Here is a 13,202-nt window from a genome sequence, read left to right as displayed (position 1 = left end):
AATCTCTGGAGTTCGCGAGGGGAGGGAGGAACGCGTGGAACCGCCGAACGGCCACCCGTGCCCGGAGTGCGGCGCACCCAGACAGCGGGACAACACCCCCGCCTGCGCCTGCACCCACCGCGCCGCAGAGGCCCTCCGCGACGCCCGCACGGCCCAGGCGGCGGCAGCGGAGGATTTCGACCCCCTGAGGATCCGCCCGTACGTGGAGATCGACGGTGGCGGGTCCGCCGGACCGGGCGAGGCGGCCTCACGTACGCCGGGCGAGGGGCACTCCCCCTCGGCGGCCGAGCCGCCGGGGCCCGCACGCCCGCGGGGACCACGAGCGCCGACCGAGGACGCCCCGCCCGTCGCGGCCCCGGCCGACTCACCCGGGACGACCCCGCACGCCTTCGGTCCGGACGCCGCCGCCGCTCCCCCGCGGGCACGTGACGGCGCGCCCCGGCGGCCGGGCACCGGCGCCGCGCAGGCACCGCACGCCGAGGCCCCCGGACCCACGGCCGCGAGCACACCGGGCCGGGCGGCGACGGACACCGGCGCTCCGCCCCTGCACCCGGGCGCCCAGCGGCTACCCGAAGACACCCACCGGCAGCCGGAAACCGGCCCCACGCAAGCCACGCGCACCCAGGGCCCCGGACCCACAGCCGCGAGCACACCGGCCCGGGCGGCGACGGACACCGGCGCTCCGCCCCTGCACCCGGGCGCCCAGCGGCTACCCGAAGACACCCACCGGCAGCCGGAAACCGGCCCCACGCAAGCCACGCGCACCCAGGGCCCCGGACCCACAGCCGCGAGCACACCGGGCCCGGCGGCGACGGACACCGCGGCGACGTTCCCGAGCGCCCAGGCCTCGCCCCCCGGGAGCGCCGCTCAGCCGGTCTCACCCGCCGACGCCACCATGCCCCTGCGCCCGGTCGACCCGGACGCGACGGCCGTACTGCCGGCCGCTCCCGCCGCCTCGGCGCTTCCGACGCCCCTGCCCCCTGCCGCGACCGAGCCGAGCGTCACCGACCTGCGCATGTTCGTCGGCACGGTGAGGGCAGACGGTGGCGCGCAGGAGGAGGGCCGGTCCGGCAGGCGTCGTCCGCGTCGGCGCAGCACCCTCCTGATCGCCGCCGCCGGTGCCTGCGTCGCCGTCGTCACGGCCGCCGGGTACGCGACCGGGCTGTTCTCCTACGAGAGCCCGTCCCGGGACACCGCCCTGCCGGACGGCATCCGGGCGGGTGTGCCGGACGCCCCGTCGAGCAGCGCGGCCTCCACGGCCCCGACGGGCAGCGCGTCGGCGGCTCCACCGGCACCCGCCGCACCGGCCCCCTCGCCCTCCCGCAGCGGGAGCCCGTCCGCCTCTCCGTCGCCGTCCGCACCGAGCGCCTCGGCGAGCCCGTCGCAGTCGCCCTCCCCGTCGGCACCGCCGACGTCCGCCCCCGCGACCGGCCCCGGCCAGGCACCCCCGGACAGCAGCCGCCAGAAGACCGGCCCCACCGTCCTGCGCCTGGGCGACCGCGGCACGGAGGTGACCGAACTCCAGCTCCGGCTGCGCCAGTTGTACCTCTACGACGACGACACCGACGGCACCTTCGACGACCGGCTCGAGGACGCGGTCCGCACCTACCAGTGGTCACGCGGCATCCAGGTGGACGACCTCGGCGTCTACGACCGGGAGACCAGGGCGAAGCTGGAGTCGGAAACCCGGGAGCCATGACCGGCCGGGCCGTCCTACTGTGACGCCGTGACTACTCAGGTGATCGTTCTCAACGGCGGTTCGAGCTCGGGCAAGTCCGGCATCGTCCGGTGCCTGCAAGACGTGCTGCCCGGTCCGTGGCTGGCCTTCGGCGTCGACTCGTTCGTGGAGGCGCTGCCCGCGAAGCTGCGGGACTCGGACGGCGGGATCACCTTCGCGGCGGACGGCGGTGTGAGCGTGGGCGCGGAGTTCCGGGCCCTGGACGCGGCCTGGACCGAGGGCATCGCCGCCATGGCCCGCGCCGGGGCCGGGATCATCGTCGACGACGTCTTCCTCGGCGGTCCGGCGTCCCGGCAGCGGTGGGAGAAGGCGCTGTCCGGGCTCGCCGTGCTGTGGGTCGGCGTCCGGTGCGACGGTGAGGTCGCCGCGGGCCGTGAGGTCGCCCGGGGAGACCGGGTCCGCGGCATGGCCGCGTCCCAGGCCCGCGTCGTGCACGAGGGGCTGAGCTACGACGTGGAGGTCGACACGACGCACACCGAGTCCCTGGAGTGCGCGCGCACCATCGCCACCCACGTGACCCGGGCAGCGGCTCAGCCCGGGTGACGCGCACGCGCCGGTTCGGTCCGGGTGGCTTGCCGCCACGCCCCCGCACGGCGGGACCGCAGGCGTTCGACCGCTCGGGCCGCCGCACCGGTCTCCGTCCAGGTGCCGCATGCACCGGCTCCGCTCCGGTGCCACATGCACCGGCTCCCTCCAGGTGCCACACGCGACACCTCCGCGCAGGCGCCGCGACCGCCGGCTTTGGGCAGGTGCCGCAACCGCCGGCTCCGCCACAGTGACACATGCACCGGCTCCGCCTCGGTGATTCATGCACCGGCTCCGCCCCGGAGACGTACTGCGTCCCCTCACCGCCAGGGTGGCCCGATCGACCGGGGTGACCCGATCAGCCGAGGCGACCCGATCGACCGGGGCGACCCGATCAGCCGAGGCGACCCGATCGACCGAGGCGACCCGATCAGCCGAGGCGACCCGATCGACCGGGCCTCAGGCGATGTGCAGGCGGATCGTCCCGTCCGCCGCGGCCTCCACGCGTACCTTCGTGAGGTCCTCGATCACCACGTCCGGCTCGTGGAACGCGGCCCGGGGCCCGATCCCGACGACCGTCATGCCGGCGGCGCGCCCCGCCGCTATCCCGGCCCCGGAGTCCTCGAAGACGACACAGTCCGCGGGGGCGATCCCCAGCTCGGCGGCGCCCTTCAGGAAACCCTCCGGGTCCGGCTTGCTCGCCCCGACGGACTCCGCGGTCACCCGAACCTCGGGCGGTTCGAGGCCGGCCGCTGCCATCCGCGCGGTCGAGAGCGGCACATCGGCGGAGGTCACCAGTGCGTGCGGCAGCCCTCGCAGCGAGGCCAGGAACTCCGCCGCGCCGGGGATCGCGACGACACCGTCGGTGTCGGCCGTCTCCTCGGCGAGCAGCCGGGCGTTGTCGGCGTGGTTCTGCTCCATCGGCCGGCCGGGCAGCAGCAGCGCCATGGAGGCATAGCCCTGCCGGCCGTGGACGACCTTCATGACCTCGTCCCCGTCGAGCCCGTGACGCTCGGCCCAGCGCCGCCAGACGCGTTCGACCGAGGCGTCGGAGTTGACGAGGGTGCCGTCCATGTCCAGCAGGAGGGCGCGGGCGGTCAGCACGGCGGTGGCCGTCATCGGCAGCTCCAAGGCTCGGGGCGCGTACCAGCGCGGGAGGGGGCGGACGGCGGATCGCGACCGTCACGTCCCCGGGAGGGACAAGGCGGCCCCGCCCGCCGGTCAGGGAAAACGGGCGGAGGCCACTTTGTTTCTCCACGGTACAAAACAAGTCGGCCTTCGCGCCAGGGGCACCCGCGGACATTCACCCGCTGTTCAGCTCGCCCGGCTCAGCCGGTCACGGCCTCCCACAGGCTCCAGACCCCGAGTGCCAGCATCACCAGCGCCGCGATCTGGGTGATCAGCCGCAGCGGCACCTTCTTCATCAGCGCCTTGCCGCCGACGATGCCGAGCCCGGCCACGGCCCACAGGGCGAGCACCGCCCCCAGGCCGACGGAGAGCGGATCGTCGTAGCGGGCGGCCAGGTTCGCGGTCATGATCTGGGTGAGATCACCGAACTCGGCGACCAGGATGAGCATGAACCCGGCGCCGGAGACCTTCCAGAACGACTGGTTCTCCGGCTTGCGGACCTCTTCCTCGTCCTCGCCCTTCCTCAGCAGCAGCACCGCGGCCCCGCCCAGGAAGAGCACGCCCGTGAGGGCCTGCACGATCTGCTGCGGCAGCAGCGTCAACACACTGCCGGCCGCGACGGCGAGCGCGACGTGCAGCGCGAAGGCGGCGGCGACCCCGGCGAAGACGTAGGAGGCGCGGTAGCGGGTGCCGAGGACGAGGCCGGCGAGGGCGGTCTTGTCCGGCAGTTCTGCGAGGAAGACGACGCCGAAGACGACGGCCGTCACGGTCAGGCTGATCAAGGGTTCCTCAATCGGTCGGGGCCGCCCCACCGAGAGTGCTGGACCTTCGCACACGACACCTCGGCACGGCAGCACACTCGACGCCCGCGCCGGACGGCACGGGCGTGCACTGCTTTACCGAAGGTCTCGCTGGCAGGTCCGGGAAAGGACCGGCCTCCGGGCGCCGGCTCAGACGAGCTGAGCAGTATGTCGACGGTCCGGCGAAGAGCTACTCCCCTTCTGCGCCGTCCATGCTACGCGACGCCGTCGGCGTGAAAACTTTCCGCCGGAACCTTGTCATGTCATGGCCGCGTCACTAACTTCTCACCGGGCGCACACCTGTGCGCAACACGGCGCCGCGAGCATTCCCTTGCTCGCAAGCCAACACCCCCCTCTGCCCAGGGAGTCCGCATGCCCAGGTTCTACGCGCGTCGACGGCTGAACGTGGCCGCGGCGGCCACCGCCCTCATATCCTCCGTGGCCCTCTTCAACGCCCCCACGGCCACCGCCGCCCTGCCCACCCCCGTGAGCGGCGCCACCGCCCGCTCCTACCTCGCCACGCTCACCGTGACGGCCGAGGACCGCACCGGCTACAACCGCGACCTCTTCCCGCACTGGATCACCCAGTCCGGCACCTGCAACACCCGTGAGGTCGTCCTCAAGCGTGACGGCTCGGACGTCCAGCAGGACTCCTCCTGCGCCGCCACCAGCGGCAGCTGGTACTCCCCCTACGACGGCGCCACCTGGACCGCCGCCTCCGACCTGGACATCGACCACCTGGTCCCGCTGGCCGAGGCCTGGGACTCCGGCGCCGACTCCTGGACGACCTCCCGCCGCCAGTCGTTCGCCAACGACCTCACCCGCCCGCAGCTCATCGCGGTCACCGACAACGTCAACCAGGCCAAGGGCGACCAGGACCCGGCCACCTGGATGCCCTCCCGGACGGCGTACCGCTGCACCTACGCCCGGGCCTGGGTGCAGGTGAAGTACTACTACGGCCTCTCGGTCGACTCGGCCGAGAAGTCCGCGCTGCAGAACCACCTGGCGAGCTGCTGACACGCTGATTCGTGTCGGGACCTCCCCGCTGACCTTCGCCGTTCCGTACCGTACGGGGCGACGGAAGGGGAACGACATGAGCGCACTGCGTCTCGGACCGCTGCTGAGGTACACCGACGGCTCGTCCGCGACCGTGTGGGTCGAGACGAGCCGTCCGTGCACCGCCGAGGTGCGCTGCGCCGACGGCGCCGGCGGCACGGCCCGCAGCTTCCAGATCGCGGGCCACCACTACGCGCTGGTCCCGGTGACCGGCCTCACGGCCGGCACGACCACGACGTACGAGGTGTTCCTCGACGGCGCACAGGTGTGGCCGCTGCCCGGCTCCCCCTTCCCGCCCTCGGCGATCCACGCGCCGGGGCCGGAGGGCGGCCTCGACGTGGCCTTCGGCTCCTGCCGCTGGGCCTCCCCGCCGGCGGGCGGCGACGATCCCGTCGGCCCGGACGCCCTGGACGCCCTCGCCACCCGCCTCGCGGCCGACCCGGAGGGCGAGCGGCCGCACGTCCTGCTGCTGCTCGGCGACCAGGTGTACGCCGACGAGACCTCCGACTCCACGCAACGCTGGCTGGCGGGCCGCCGCGACCTGAAGGAAGGGCCGGGCAACGGAGTCGCGGACTACGAGGAATACACACACCTCTACTACGAGTCGTGGCTCGACCCGCGCATCCGCTGGCTGCTGTCCACCGTGCCCAGCTTCATGATCTTCGACGACCACGACGTCATCGACGACTGGAACACCTCCGCCGCCTGGCTCGCCGACATGCGCTCCACCGACTGGTGGCGGGAGCGGCTGCTGAGCGGGCTGATGTCGTACTGGGTCCACCAGCACCTCGGGAACCTCTCCCTCGAGGAGCTGGCGGCCGACCCGGTGTACGGGGCGGTGTGCGAGGCCTCCGACGGCACCGATGTGCTGCGCACCTTCGCCGCGCGGGCCGACGCCGACGCGGCCTCGGTCCGCTGGAGCTACCGGCGCGACTTCGGGCGCGTACGCCTGGTGATGGTGGACAGCCGGGCCGCCCGGGTCCTGGCCGAGGACGAGCGCGCGATGCTCGACCCGGGCGAGGACGCCTGGCTGCGCGAGCAGGTGCGGGACACGCCCGAGGCGTACGACCACCTGCTGATCGGCACCTCACTGCCCTGGCTGCTGCCGCATCTGGTGCACGACGCCGAGGGGTGGAACGCGGCGCTGTGCGGCGGCGAGCGGGGCGACCGGTGGGCGCGGTTCGGGGAGAAGGTGCGGCGCGCCGCCGACCTGGAGCACTGGTCGGCGTTCCCCGAGTCCTTCGCGGGGCTGGCGGAGCTGATCGCCGAGGCGGGCTCGGGGCGGGACGCGCCGGCGACGGTGTGCGTGCTGTCCGGCGATGTCCACCACGCCTACATCGCCGAGCCCTCCTGGCCCGGCTCGGGTCCGGACGCCCGGGTGCTGCAGCTCGTGTGCTCACCCGTCCACAACTCGGTCCCGCTGTCGATGCGCCTGGCGTTCCGTATCGGCTGGAGCGCGCTGGCACGGGGCCTGGGCCGCGGCCTCGCCCGGCACGGCCGCCTCCCGGACCCGCCGGTCAGCTGGCGCAAGACGGGCGGCCCCTGGTTCGGCAACCAGCTCATGACGCTGACCCTGCGCGGCCGTACGGCGCGGCTGCGACTGGAGCAGGCCAAGGCCCGGCAGGGGGCGGGGCCGAGCCTGACGACACTCCTGGACACCGAACTCGCCCCCTGACCCATCCGTTCGGCCTGATTACTCCTGCTGTGGCGGGAGATGTACGGCGATGTCCCGTGATGCTAGTGAGGCATCCCACAGCGACGTCAATCCTTCCCCACGAACCCTGGTCCCTGCTCCCGGCGACGGCATGATGAGGCGGACCGTCCGCTTCCTGTCCGGCGGACCGCCGACACGCGCCCCACACGCCCGGGAGTCCCACCCTTGCCTGCGTCGCCCGAGGAAACCGAGGAAACCGAGGAATCCGTACCCGCCGAGGACTCCGCACCGGCCGCGGGACCCGCGGCCGTGTCCGTCGCCCTGGTGGGCGCCGGACCGCGCGGCACCAGCGTCCTGGAACGCCTGTGCGCCTCCGCCCCGGAACTCCTGGCGCCGGGGGTCCGGCTGACGGTCCATGTGGTCGACCCGGATCCGCCCGGCCCCGGCCGCGTCTGGCGCACCGCCCAGTCGCCCGAGCTGCTGATGAACACCGTGGCCTGCCAGGTGACCCTGTTCACCGACGACAGCGTGGACTGCTCAGGGCCGATCCGCCCGGGTCCGAGCCTGTACGAGTGGGCCGGCGGCGGCCTGGGCCCGGACGACTACCCGGCCAGGGCCGACTACGGCCGCTACCTGGAGTGGGTGTTCGCCGAGGTCGTACGGCAAGCGCCGCCGGCCGTACGGGTCGAGACCCACCGGGCCCGTGCGGTACGGCTCGACGACACTCCCGGCGACCGCCAGAGCCTCACCCTCGACGACGGCCGCACCCTGACCGGCCTGTCCGCGGTCGTCCTGGCCCAGGGACACCTCCCGGCGGCCGCCGGCCCCGATCTGCGGCGCCTGGCGGCCCACGCCGCACATCACGGTCTGCGCCACGTCCCGCCCGCCAACCCGGCCGACGTCGACCTGTCCTCCATACCCCCGGGCGAGCCCGTCCTGCTGCGCGGCCTCGGCCTCAACTTCTTCGACCACACGGCTCTGCTGACGACCGGCCGGGGAGGCCGTTTCGTCCGGGACGCCGGGCAACTGCGCTACCTCCCCTCCGGCCGCGAGCCGCGGCTCTTCGCCGGTTCGCGGCGCGGCGTCCCCTACCAGGCGCGCGGCGACAACGAGAAGGGGCCGTACGGCCGGCACGTCCCGCTGGCCCTCACCCCGGAGGTGATCGCGGGCTTCCGTAAACGCGCCGACTCCGGGGAGGCACCCGATTTCCTCACCGAGATATGGCCGTTGGTGGCGAAGGAGGTGGAGACGGTCTACTACGCCGCGCTGCTCCGGCGGGCCGGGGCACGCGCGGGGCGGGAGCGGGAGTTCACCGAGCGCTTCCTCGCCGTCCCGCACGGCGACCCCCTGGAGGCGGCACCCCTGCTGGACGCGTTCGGGGTGCCGGAGGCCGACCGCTGGTGCTGGGAGCGGATCTCGCGCCCGTACTCCGGACGGGACTTCGCCCATCCCGGCGAGTGGCGCGACTGGCTGCTGTCGTATCTGCGCGAGGACGCGGCACAGGCCGCCCTGGGCAATGTGCACGGGCCGTTGAAGGCGGCTCTCGACGTGCTGCGCGACCTGCGCAACGAGCTCCGGCTGATCGTCGACCACGGCGGCCTCGCCGGCGCCTCCCGCCGGGACCACCTGGACCGCTGGTACACACCGCTCAACGCGTTCCTGTCCATCGGCCCGCCCCGGCGCCGCATCGAGGAACTCGCGGCCCTGGTGGAGGCGGGGGTGGTGCGGGTGCTCGGTCCGCGGCTGCGGGTGTCGGACGAGGACGGGGCCTGGGCGGCGCACTCCCCCGACGTGCCGGGGTCGGCCGTCCGTGTGAAAACCCTCATAGAGGCCCGGCTGCCCGAACCCGACCTGCGGCGCACCGCCGACGACCTCCTGGCCGGCCTGCTGCGGAGCGGGCGGTGCCGCCCCCACACCGTGGACGGTTACGAGACGGGCGGGTTGGACGTCACCCCGCGCCCCTATCGGCTGATGGATCGTCAAGGAGTTGCACACAAAAGGCTGTTCGCGTTCGGAGTGCCGACAGAAGGCGTGCACTGGGTGACCGCTGCGGGAGCCCGCCCAGGGGTGGATTCGGTCACTCTTTCGGACGCTGACGCGGTGGCGAGAGCCGTTCTACGTGCGACTGGACCCGAAACGGGGCCCCAGGGGGAGGCAAAGCAGTGGCCAAATGTTGAACTTGAAAGTATCAATTAGGCGCACCTAACGTGGGTTACTCCGCGGTATCCGTCCCCGACCGGCCTCTCCAAGGCCGGCCAACCGAAGGAGAGACCCCCCACATGACCGCTCGCCTCAACGGCGCCCAGCCGTATGCGCTCGGCCTGTTCCGGATCGTCGTCGGTCTGCTGTTCGCCTGCCACGGCGCCGTCGCGCTCTTCGGCGTCCTCGGCGGCGTGGACGGCAAGGGCGGCACCGCCGCGACCGGCGCCTGGCCCAACTGGTACGCGGCCGTCATCGAACTCGTCGGGGGTGCCCTGGTCCTGCTGGGCCTCGGCACCCGCATCGCGGCGTTCATCTCCTCGGGCGCGATGGCGTACGCGTACTTCAAGGTCCACCAGCCCCAGGGCCTGTGGCCGATCGAGAACAGCGGCGAGGGGGCGGCCATGTACTGCTGGGCCATGTTCCTGCTGATCTTCACGGGGTCCGGCGCGTTCGGCCTGGACCGGCTGCTGAGCAGGCGGACCGCGGCACAGGAACAGCGCTCCGCGGGCCAGACCCCGGTGGCCGCCTGAGCCACCAGGCCATCCGGACACGCAGCGGCGCCTTCCCCCGGGGGGAGGCGCCGCTCCGTCTGCACCGGCCATCGATCCGGGCGACGGTGGCGACGACGGCCCATAGGGCAGCAATTCGGGGCGATCCGCGACGAGGTGAACAGTACGCACCGAACGTATGAGCCCCCCGTGAACCGCCCGTCACGCCCCAGGCGTACGCTCTATGGCTGTCATGGCCACTCCTGCCGCTCCCCCGCGACACCGCGGCACGGTCTGGCCCACGGGGGAGTCACGGGGAGTTGCGGTGCTGGAGCAAGTGGGGCTGCTGGTCGCCAGCCCATGGATCTACGCGGCGGTGGCCTTGTCCGTGCTGCTCGACGTGTTCCTGCCGGTGCTGCCCAGTGGCGTTCTGGTGATCACGGCGGCCATGGCCGCGGCGGCGGGCACCGCGGCCGACGTGCCCGACATCCTCGCCCTGACCCTCTGTGCGGCCACCGCCTCCGTCGTGGGTGACCTGGTGGCCTACCGGCTCGCCCGGCGCGGCGGCGCCCGGCTGGACCGGGCGATCTCCCGCTCCCGGCGTCTGACCACCGCGCAGGAGCGTCTCGGAGCGGCCCTCGCCCAAGGCGGTGGGGCCCTCGTCGTCCTCGCCCGTTTCGCTCCCGCCGGCCGCTCGGTGGTCTCCCTCGGCGCGGGCGCCGCCCACCGCCGCGCCCGCGACTTCCTGCCCTGGTCGGCCGTGGCCGGTCTCACCTGGGCCGCCTACAGCGTCGCCCTCGGTTACTTCGGCGCCCACTGGCTGGGTGCGAGCTGGGTGGCGACGGCGGTCTCGGTGGGGGCCCTGTTCGGCGCCGGGGCAGGGGCGGCGTATGTGATGCGGCGCGAGCCGCGGACGTCGTAGACCGCGCTGCGACCCACCACCACGACCACTCAGAGACCTGGAAGCGGCTGAGACATTGACCACCACGGCGTCCCGGGAAGCCTCTCGCACCAGACGGATCACGCTCGCCGCGAGACGGCACCCCCGGGCGATGCTGTGGATCACGGCCGGCGTGATCACTCTCGGATTTCTGATCGCGCTCCAGATCGTGGCGCACCACCTCGGCATACCGGGGCCCATCACCACGCAGGCCCGCGAGGTGATCCACGCCCCCAAGTCCGGATTCCTGCTGTACGCCAGCATGGCGCTGATGACGGTGGTGCTCACCTGGCGGCAACGGCTCACGGCCCTCGTCACCGCGATCGGCATCGACCTCGTCTTCCTGCTGGTCCGCTGGGCGACCGGCACCTATCCCGACGAAGGCCACCCGTTCGGCAACGGCGCGCTGTGGGTGATCCTGGGCTGTGCGGTCATCGCCCTCACCCGCCGCACCGGCCCCGAACGCGTCCTGATGCTGAAGGGCGTGGGACTCGGCCTGCTGCTGGTGACCGGCCGCAAGACCGGTGACACCTGGCTGCTGATCACGTCGAAGACCCGCCCGGTCGTCCTCGACCCGTACGTCGCCATGGCCGATCACGCGCTGGGCAACCCGTCGTGGCTGGCGGGCCGGCTCCTCGAGGCGAGCGGCCCGGTCGGCGAGCACGCCCTCGACTACGTCTACGCCCAGCTCGCGGTGGCCGCGGTCTGTGTGGCGCTGTACCAGCTGCGCAACGTGGCGGCCGAGCAGCGCTTCCCGCGCCACCACCTGGTGCGCACCTTCCTGCTGATCGGCCTGCTCGGGCCGGCTTTCTACATGATCTACCCCGTGGTCGGGCCGATGTTCGCCTACGGTCCCGAGGGCGGGCGCTGGGCGGCCGCGAACCTGTGGCCGAACACCCTGCCGCCGATCACCACCCCGTACGAGCTGCCGTTCGACGAGATCACCCCGCGCAACTGCATGCCCAGCCTGCACACGGCATGGGCCACCACGATCTTCATCCACTCCCGCACGGGACCGCGCGCTCTGCGCCTGGCCGGCACGTTCTGGCTGATCGCGACCCTCGCCGCCACCCTGGGCTTCGGCTGGCACTACGGCGTGGACCTCGTCGCCGGCGTGGTCTTCGCGTACACGGTCGAGGCCACGCTGCGCACGTACGACCTCGGCTGGGACCGCACGGGCGGGTGGCTGATCGCCTACGGGACGCTCGTCTTCGCGGCACTGCTGGCGTCCTACCGCTTCCTGCCGTTGGAGATGGCCGCATACCCGTGGCTCGCCGGCCCCCTCCTGCTGCTGGCGATGGCCTCGGTGGTCTACGGCTACCGGCGGACCACCGCCCTGTGGGAAGCGAAGGCCGCACCCGTGCCGCAAGCGGAACCGCGGCCCGAACTGGCGGTCTGAGGCCCCGGGACCAGGAGCCGGGCACTAGCTCGCTTTCCTGGCCGCGGCCCCGCGGACCTCGAGACCGTCCAGCAACTCGGTCGTGGCCTGCGCGACGGCCTCCACGGCGCGGTCGAACACCTCCTGATTGTGAGCGGCGGGGGCGCGGAAGCCCGAGACCTTCCGCACGTACTGCAGGGCGGCAGCGCGCACGTCCGCCTCGGTGGCCTCTTCGGGCATCGCGGGCGGACGCAGCGTCTTGATACTCCGGCACATGCCCCCAGTCTCACCCTTACGGCCCCCGTACGACAGCGGCTCCTGCCATGATCGCTCCGAGGCGGCCACCGTCCCGGGGCCGACCGACGAGAGGAATTCCTCGTGGCGAACGAACTCACCGTGGCCGTCCTGGGCCCCGGCGGCGTGGGCGGCCTGCTCGCGGCCCTGCTCTCCCGCACCGGCCACCGCGTGATCTGCCTGTCCGGCGAGAGGACCGCCGAGGCCCTGCGCACCGACGGCATCCAGGTCCGCAGCGCCCGCTTCGGCGACTTCACCGCCCGCGTCGAGGCCGACACCGAACTGCGGGAACCGGTCGACGCGTGCCTGGTCACCGTCAAGCACACCGCCCTCGACGCCGCGCTGGCGCGAGTGCCCGCCCCGGTGCTGTCCGACGGCCTGCTCGTGCCCTTCCTGAACGGTGTGGAACACCCGGCGGCCCTGCGCGCCCGCTACCGCCCCGACCGCGTCGCCCCCGCCGTCATCCGCGTCGAGTCCACCCGTGTGGCCCCGGGCGTCGTCGAACACGGCAGCCCTTTCGCGGAGATCGACCTGACCGGCACGGACGTGCCCCGGGCCCGCCTCGACGCCCTCGCCGAGGCCTTCGCCGCGGCCGGTCCGGCCACCCGCGTGCTGGAGGACGAGACGGCGGCCCTGTGGGCGAAGATGTCGTTCCTGGCGCCGTTCGCCCTGCTGACCACCGTCTACGGCCTCCCTCTCGGCGAGGTCCGCACCCGCCACCGCGACGAGCTGACGGCCCTGGTGGAGGAAACCGCCGCGATCAGCCGCGCGTGCGGCGGCCCGGCGGACCCGGCCCAGGCCCTCGCCCGCTACGACGCCTTCCCAGCGTCGACGAAGTCCTCGATGCAGCGCGACGCCGAGGCCGGCCGGCCCCTCGAACTGGACGCCATCGGCGGCGCGTTGCTCCGCGCGGCCGAGCGGCACGGGATCCCGGCTCCGGTGGTGGCCCGGGTGGTGGGCGAGGTACACCCGTCCGCCTGAACCACAGGAAGAACTCGC

General features: G+C 73.3%; 12 protein-coding genes. 9 read left to right on the top strand and 3 right to left on the bottom strand.

Annotated features, from left to right (window positions below):
* The first annotated feature begins 34 nt into the window (after positions 1 to 34).
* Positions 35 to 1,699, top strand: a complete 1,665-nt coding sequence (locus tag ACIQHQ_RS03455; RefSeq protein ID WP_402609619.1) for a peptidoglycan-binding protein — start codon at positions 35 to 37, stop codon at positions 1,697 to 1,699.
* Positions 1,700 to 1,726: 27 nt separating this feature from the next.
* Complete coding sequence (gene cpt, locus ACIQHQ_RS03450) at positions 1,727 to 2,281, top strand: chloramphenicol phosphotransferase CPT (RefSeq protein WP_402609617.1); 555 nt, start codon at positions 1,727 to 1,729, stop codon at positions 2,279 to 2,281.
* 441 nt (positions 2,282 to 2,722) lie between these two features.
* Here the strand turns inward: cpt and ACIQHQ_RS03445 are convergent, their stop codons facing one another.
* Both ACIQHQ_RS03445 and ACIQHQ_RS03440 read right to left on the bottom strand, forming a co-directional pair.
* The gene (locus ACIQHQ_RS03445) at positions 2,723 to 3,382 is read right to left on the bottom strand and encodes an HAD-IA family hydrolase (protein ID WP_402609615.1); all 660 of its coding nucleotides are present in this window, start codon (positions 3,380 to 3,382) and stop codon (positions 2,723 to 2,725) included.
* A 209-nt stretch (positions 3,383 to 3,591) separates the two neighbouring features.
* Positions 3,592 to 4,173, bottom strand: coding sequence for a TMEM165/GDT1 family protein (locus tag ACIQHQ_RS03440; protein ID WP_161361977.1), 582 nt, complete (start codon positions 4,171 to 4,173; stop codon positions 3,592 to 3,594).
* Between the two features lie 390 nt (positions 4,174 to 4,563).
* Here ACIQHQ_RS03440 and ACIQHQ_RS03435 point away from each other — a divergent pair, with 390 nt between their 5' ends.
* The 6 genes from ACIQHQ_RS03435 to ACIQHQ_RS03410 all read left to right on the top strand — a co-directional run bounded on the left by ACIQHQ_RS03435 (position 4,564) and on the right by ACIQHQ_RS03410 (position 11,930).
* The gene (locus tag ACIQHQ_RS03435) at positions 4,564 to 5,208 is read left to right on the top strand and encodes an HNH endonuclease family protein (RefSeq protein ID WP_402609613.1); all 645 of its coding nucleotides are present in this window, start codon (positions 4,564 to 4,566) and stop codon (positions 5,206 to 5,208) included.
* Positions 5,209 to 5,284: 76 nt separating this feature from the next.
* Positions 5,285 to 6,922 carry an alkaline phosphatase D family protein gene (locus ACIQHQ_RS03430; protein ID WP_402609611.1) on the top strand — a complete coding sequence of 546 codons (1,638 nt, stop codon included), beginning with the start codon at positions 5,285 to 5,287 and terminating at the stop codon, positions 6,920 to 6,922.
* A gap of 288 nt (positions 6,923 to 7,210) precedes the next feature.
* Positions 7,211 to 9,097, top strand: a complete 1,887-nt coding sequence (locus ACIQHQ_RS03425; RefSeq protein ID WP_402610616.1) for an FAD/NAD(P)-binding protein — start codon at positions 7,211 to 7,213, stop codon at positions 9,095 to 9,097.
* Between the two features lie 83 nt (positions 9,098 to 9,180).
* On the top strand, positions 9,181 to 9,633 hold the full coding sequence (locus ACIQHQ_RS03420; protein ID WP_402609609.1) for a DoxX family protein: 453 nt from the start codon (positions 9,181 to 9,183) through the stop codon (positions 9,631 to 9,633).
* A gap of 286 nt (positions 9,634 to 9,919) precedes the next feature.
* A complete protein-coding gene (locus ACIQHQ_RS03415; RefSeq protein ID WP_402610615.1) occupies positions 9,920 to 10,513 on the top strand; it encodes a DedA family protein in 594 nt (197 codons plus the stop codon).
* A 130-nt stretch (positions 10,514 to 10,643) separates the two neighbouring features.
* Complete coding sequence (locus tag ACIQHQ_RS03410; RefSeq protein WP_402609607.1) at positions 10,644 to 11,930, top strand: phosphatase PAP2 family protein; 1,287 nt, start codon at positions 10,644 to 10,646, stop codon at positions 11,928 to 11,930.
* A gap of 24 nt (positions 11,931 to 11,954) precedes the next feature.
* Here the strand turns inward: ACIQHQ_RS03410 and ACIQHQ_RS03405 are convergent, their stop codons facing one another.
* Positions 11,955 to 12,185, bottom strand: coding sequence for a DUF2277 domain-containing protein (locus ACIQHQ_RS03405; RefSeq protein WP_402609605.1), 231 nt, complete (start codon positions 12,183 to 12,185; stop codon positions 11,955 to 11,957).
* Between the two features lie 102 nt (positions 12,186 to 12,287).
* On the opposite strand from ACIQHQ_RS03405, the gene ACIQHQ_RS03400 reads away from it, so the two are divergent.
* Entirely contained in the window at positions 12,288 to 13,184 is an 897-nt protein-coding gene (locus ACIQHQ_RS03400) for a ketopantoate reductase family protein (RefSeq protein ID WP_402609604.1), read from the top strand.
* Positions 13,185 to 13,202 lie beyond the last annotated feature (18 nt).

Origin of the sequence: Streptomyces sp. NPDC092370 (assembly GCF_044755265.1) — a bacterium.
GTDB lineage: Bacteria > Actinomycetota > Actinomycetes > Streptomycetales > Streptomycetaceae > Streptomyces.
Note: the sequence above shows the minus strand (reverse complement) of the source record. Positions and strands in the feature narration are given on the sequence as shown.